The organism is Desulfosporosinus sp. HMP52 (assembly GCF_000765145.1).
Taxonomy (GTDB): Bacteria; Bacillota; Desulfitobacteriia; order Desulfitobacteriales; family Desulfitobacteriaceae; genus Desulfosporosinus.
In genome coordinates this window covers 1-5,673 of the sequence record NZ_JMGA01000051.1, presented here as the reverse complement: position 1 = coordinate 5,673, position 5,673 = coordinate 1, and the positions used below count along the sequence as shown (strand labels likewise).

Genomic DNA, 5,673 nt, shown 5'->3' with positions numbered 1-5,673 from the left:
TTCGGAAGCACAGATGGTTCCGTTGTCAAAGGTTTTGCCCATGACGATATATTCGGCGGCTTTGGCCAGGTCGGCACTGCGTTCCACGAAGGCCGGTACGTTTCCCGGTCCCACGCCAAGGGCTGGTTTTCCGCTGCTGTAGGCGGCTTTAACTAGGGCGCTTCCGCCGGTGGCCAGGATCATGGCTACATCAGGGTGTTTCATCACTTCATTGGTGGCTCCCATGGAGACATTCAGGATACATCCGATGACACCTTCCGGCGCTCCCGCTGCTGCGGCGGCTTGTTGCATGATTTTGGCCGCTTCATTGGTACAGCGTACGGCACTTGGGTGGGGAGAAAAAACGATGGCATTCCGGGATTTCAGGGCGATCATGGCTTTGTAGATGACCGTTGAGGTGGGGTTCGTCGTCGGGACGATCCCGGCGATGACGCCCACGGGTTCTGCGATTTCCCAAAGCTTTTGCTCCTGATCTTCTCGGATGATTCCCACAGTCTTCATGGGTTTGATAAATTCGTAGAGGGTTCGTGAAGCAAAATAGTTCTTAAAGCATTTATCGTTATAATTGCCCATCCCCGTTTCGGAGACGGCCATCATGGCTAATCTGGCTGCATTAGCTTCCCCGGCTTCCCGCATCATATCGATGATATGATCCACTTGCTCTTGCGTGAAGTCTTTCAGGGCTTCTTGGGCTTTGCGCGCAGCTCGGACTAAATTTCGGGCTTCCTGTAAGGAACATAAATCTCGGTCAAGTTCCATCACGAAGCTGCACCTCCCTGTTTCCTAGAATTTTAATCCGTTTTCACAGACGTCGATAACGGCTCTTTGGAAGGCTTCGCAGGCGGATTTGCAGGCACTTTGGGAGCCGGTTAAGAGTCCGCCGCCAAAGTTAGTTTCCGTCGGTGGGCCGTAGAAGGCTTTCATGCTGACTTCGGCAGCTTTTAAGGCGGCGTCTAAGCCATACATGGCTTCGATGGGCGGCGCGATAAGGTAGGACAAGGGCTGGCCTTCTTCAATGCCGGCAATTTTGGAAAGGTAACTTCCGGTTCGTGAGATGGTGTGCGGAAAAAATGCAGTTTTTCCCCCGTCACAAGTGTAGAACCAGCATTCATTTTCCAGGTGTTCGATGCAGGCATCCACTCCCGCCCGGACTTCCGCCGGATTAGGACCGGCTAAGATGCCGATGATTTCTCCGGATAGCGGGCCGGAGGCTCGGGCTGCCCCGCAATAGAAGCTTTTGGCATAGACAACTTCAACCTCGGCCTTTTTCGTCGCCTCATCTAAGGCTACATAGGTGGAATCATCAATGTCGGCGGTGATCATACCGATGGAACGCTGATAGCCAGTCAATCCCAGCTGCTCTGCAAAATCCGGGGCCACATTAGGGATTAATCGGACGGCTAATACTTTGGGCTTTAGAGGCTCTATCATAGTTATCCTCCCTATTCCTGCCGGACGCTTTTCTTAAGATCCGACGATTTATTTATTCTCAACGTTTTTGGTTTTCGGCTTTTCTTCAAAGACGGGTAATTTAGGCAGGATGGCTTCGAGTTCGGGATGAGGACGTGGTATGACATGACAACTGACCAGCTCTCCAACTCGTTCGGCGGCGGCAGCTCCGGCATCTACGGAAGCTTTTACCGCTCCCACATCTCCTCGAACCATGACCGTCACTAAGGCGCCTCCGACTTTTACTTTCCCGATCAGAGTGACATTGGCTGCTTTGACCATGGCATCAGCCGCTTCTATGGCTCCTACGATTCCACGGGTTTCTACCATTCCTAGTGCTACGAGATCTTCTCTTATAGCCATTTGTGTTTTCTCCTCTCACTCAATCAATTATCTTGGAATACATCGTTGCTAACTATAGCGACCTAATTTGTAACTTTTTAAAACTAGTAATTTTAATCTATAAGCCGTTGAGACAGCGGCTGTATTCCCACTAATATGTCTAGTTTTTTATACCATTGCAAAATCAATGCCATTGCTTACAATCCTAAAAATCAATAAGATTAGGGGCTAAAATACTAAGAGATGATATTTACTCAAGTCACACATGACTCAACAAGCTAAATTTACTTAATTACATCACTATCTCGACAATTATCGCGTCCATTTTCAGAAAGGCACCATGCCCATTATTTATGTGTAAAACCCATAAATATCAATTAATGTAGATTAGATTAAAAAATTATTTAAAAAACCTCTGAATAGTCTAAATCTACTACATAGTTCGCGTTATAACAATCATAACTTTCCCAATAATCTATCAGATACAAGTCTGTGATGACTCAATAAGTCAATTGAGACAACAATTCATGAAGATTAAACTTTTACAATTAGAAAATCCTCACAATCCATTTAGCGTTCCCATGGGATTGTGAGGATTACATTCTATAATAAAAAAAGCTGTCCTTCTGTTCGTACTTGAAATTACTTTGCTTGCCACTCTTTTGGCAAATAACTTAATCTTCCTGTTCCATAATCAGTAATCTGATACTCATGCACTAGTTTCCCACTAGCATCTTCTGAAACCTTCTTAATAGAAATGAGACCAACAGCTAACATAGATTGGAAGTGGTTGTCAATACTAGATTCTTTAAACTGGCCTTCCTGACCATACTCGGGTCTTAATGCTTCTTGCATGGTGATTTCAGAAAGACTCTCATTTTTCGAAAGCAAATGTAACATTCGAAAACGCATCGGTAGTTTCATCAATAATCCCCCTCTTACACCTTTCTCAATTTCAAGAGCTCTTTGGGATTTGCTGTGACCAAGATAGTTCCCAGGGTGATGATTACAGCCCCAACGACAAGAGTTGCTGTAAGTTCAAAGCCAGGAATTAACAACCAACTAAAGAAGACTGCCCATAAGGCGTATGTGACATTCAGCGCCATCGCCCGACCAACACCCGTCATATTCAGAGCTCTATACCAACAAACATAGGACAATGCTCCTAAGGCACCTGCAACTGCGATATAATATAGGCTGACCTCTTTGAAGGCATCCCAAAAAACAATGACTCCAGCGGCAATGGGTAAAATTCCTATGAGATAAACGAAAAATGATGTTGCTTCACGAATACCAATTGCAATATCCGGATCTGCCATGTCCATTCCGTAAGTTGAAAGAACTCCTTCCATCCCCCAGCCTAAAGTAGCAAGTAAGGAGAATGCTAGTCCTAAATAAAAATCCGGAAAATCTCCTGAGGGTGGAACATATCCCACTACAACAGCCCCACCAATACAGAGGATAATCCCCGCCCAAACTCTGGGAATTATTTTTTCTTTTAAGACAAAGACCGCAAGAATTGCCCCAACCGCAGGGTACATTGCTGTTATTGCTAAGGCGTAGGATGCCCCGGCCATATTTATTCCTAGCAGATAACCGGACATAGCAATAGGTCCACCAAAAAGTGCAGCTAATACAACCACTAATCCTGGTCTTGTACGCAAAGTCCGGAAGTATTCTCTTGATCTTCCTGTAAATAGGTTATAGAAAAATAGCCAAAAACCTGCGAAGCCATCGTGCATTGCTGCCCCAGCTAACGGCCCGGCATAAAGAGTGGCCCCCCCTGTAAATGGTGCCATCGCCAATGCCATTCCAAGAATAACTCCATCAAGGCCCCACGTAGCACCGGAAACTACTCCATAGATAAGTCCTTTTTTGGCATGACCTAGTTCCTGAGCTGTTTGCATTACTTGGACATTTTTCGCTGTATTGACCCCCATAAGTTCCCTCCTCACACATATTGAAATCTATTGGGAAGGATCATAATGGAATATGCCCTCCCATCCCTTGATAACGAGCAAGAATTTTTTCCGATCCTTCACCTCGCCTCCAGCCTTTTGTTTCACCTGACTCCCAATGATAATTATGAATAATGCAAAAATTATGCCATTCCTTATCTATGTTTTTTATCTCTTAGAAAGCTCTTAACCATCTGACTTTTAATCATATTCCATAATTTGTAACGAGTCAGGGTTGACTCGTTTAAGTCAAATCTATATTTTTTAAGGTACAAGCCATAGGACCTTTTATAGTATAATGGTATTATATTTTATTACTTTGTGAATCCAAAAGGGTATTCTTCATGCAATGACGAAAACAATATTCAGAATGTTAGAAATCGATACCAAGAGGCTGGGGTTTTAAGGAGGTCATTAGTATGGATTCAGACAAGATTAATCTAGATTTTGCGACATTAAAGAAAATTTTAGACAATTCCCATGATGAAATTTATGTAACCAATGCTAAAGGTATCGTAATTTATGTTAACAATGTCTGTGAGAAACATTATGGCGTAAAAGCATCTGAAATAATCGGTAAAAAGTCTCGAGAAATATCCGAAAAGAAATATTGGGGTCCCCGGGTCAGTCCTATTGCTATTGATAAAAAAATGAGCATAACCCTCGAACAAAAAACATGCACCGGAAAAACATTATTAACTACAGCTACCCCTGTTTTCGACTCAGAAGGCAACATTGAACTAATCATAGAAAACTCCAGAGATGTTACCGAGTCTGAAGGGATGAAGCATGAACTGGATAAAAGCATTGAGTTGCTAAAGCGCTATAAAATGGAAGTTGAAGTCCTTCGCAAAAAGGAGATGAATATTCCGGACTATATATGCCAAAGTCCAAAAATGGAAGCCCTTCTAAAGCTGGTTCGGAGGATTTCGGCAGTAAATTCTACTGTACTTCTCCTTGGTGAGTCAGGTTCCGGAAAAGGCCACATGGCCAAGTATATACACAACCAAAGCCCCTACAAAGATGGTCCCTTTATAACCGTTAACTGTGCCTCTATCCCTTCAGAACTAATGGAAGCAGAGATGTTTGGATACTCCAAAGGGGCATTCACCGGAGCCAATGTTAAAGGAAATATTGGTTTAATAGAATTAGCTAATGAAGGAACTCTTTTCTTGGATGAAATCGCTGAACTGTCCCCTCGGATGCAAGCAAAGCTCCTGCAGGTTCTTCATGAAAACCAATACTTTAAGGTAGGCGGCCGTGAGATTCAGCATGTTAATTGCCGAATAATTGCCGCAACAAATCGCAATTTACAAGATATGATTAAAAAGGAATCCTTCCGTGAAGATTTATATTATCGGCTAAACATATTTGAACTTACAATTCCTCCCCTAAGGGAACGCAAAGAGGAAATTATACCTTTAGCCCAATTTATCCTGGCGAAATTCAATAAGAAATACAAACTCGATCATGAATTTAGTCCGGGTTGTTACGAACTCTTTAAAGAATATTTATGGCCAGGAAATGTTCGAGAACTTGAAAATATTATTGAACGATTAACTGTCGTAACTCAAGATAGAATTATTGATGAATGTGACCTTCCACAGTCTTTTCATACAAAACTTGAACCTCAAATCGAAACTTTTACTCAGGAACATAGTAACCCTCATTCCCTAGATGATGCTCTTATTAATGTTGAGAAGAACCTAATCCTACAAGCCTACAAAAAATTAGGGAGTTCTTACGAAGTAGCTAAGTTTTTAGATATAAGTCAAAGTAAAGCTAATCGTCTGATTCGCAAATATTTCCCATCTGAAGCCTAATAAATTAACGATTAACGATAGTATTGTAAAGGAGCTGGTATTTACCAGCTCCTTTACAATACTAAGTATTATCTAAAATTTTGGTTTTCGTGGTCTTCTTC

Annotated in this window: 6 protein-coding genes; 1 reads left to right on the top strand and 5 read right to left on the bottom strand. The window is 42.7% G+C overall.

All coding sequences use genetic code 11. From position 1 onward, the window contains the following. The 5 genes from DP73_RS17650 to DP73_RS17630 form a co-directional block, all read right to left on the bottom strand. Positions 1 to 759 (bottom strand): aldehyde dehydrogenase family protein (locus tag DP73_RS17650; RefSeq protein WP_034601306.1); only part of this gene is annotated, 759 nt, incomplete at its 3' end. A gap of 24 nt (positions 760 to 783) precedes the next feature. Continuing rightward, positions 784 to 1,431 carry an ethanolamine utilization microcompartment protein EutL gene (gene eutL / locus DP73_RS17645; protein WP_034601304.1) on the bottom strand — a complete coding sequence of 216 codons (648 nt, stop codon included), beginning with the start codon at positions 1,429 to 1,431 and terminating at the stop codon, positions 784 to 786. 48 nt (positions 1,432 to 1,479) lie between these two features. After that, complete coding sequence (locus tag DP73_RS17640; protein WP_034601302.1) at positions 1,480 to 1,812, bottom strand: BMC domain-containing protein; 333 nt, start codon at positions 1,810 to 1,812, stop codon at positions 1,480 to 1,482. A 621-nt stretch (positions 1,813 to 2,433) separates the two neighbouring features. Then, positions 2,434 to 2,715 (bottom strand): hypothetical protein, encoded by a 282-nt coding sequence (locus DP73_RS17635; RefSeq protein ID WP_034601301.1) that lies wholly within the window; start codon positions 2,713 to 2,715, stop codon positions 2,434 to 2,436. A gap of 14 nt (positions 2,716 to 2,729) precedes the next feature. Further along, complete coding sequence (locus DP73_RS17630; RefSeq protein ID WP_034601300.1) at positions 2,730 to 3,731, bottom strand: DMT family transporter; 1,002 nt, start codon at positions 3,729 to 3,731, stop codon at positions 2,730 to 2,732. A gap of 437 nt (positions 3,732 to 4,168) precedes the next feature. On the opposite strand from DP73_RS17630, the gene DP73_RS17625 reads away from it, so the two are divergent. Beyond that, positions 4,169 to 5,572, top strand: coding sequence for a sigma 54-interacting transcriptional regulator (locus DP73_RS17625; protein ID WP_034601297.1), 1,404 nt, complete (start codon positions 4,169 to 4,171; stop codon positions 5,570 to 5,572). The last annotated feature ends 101 nt before the right edge of the window (positions 5,573 to 5,673 follow it).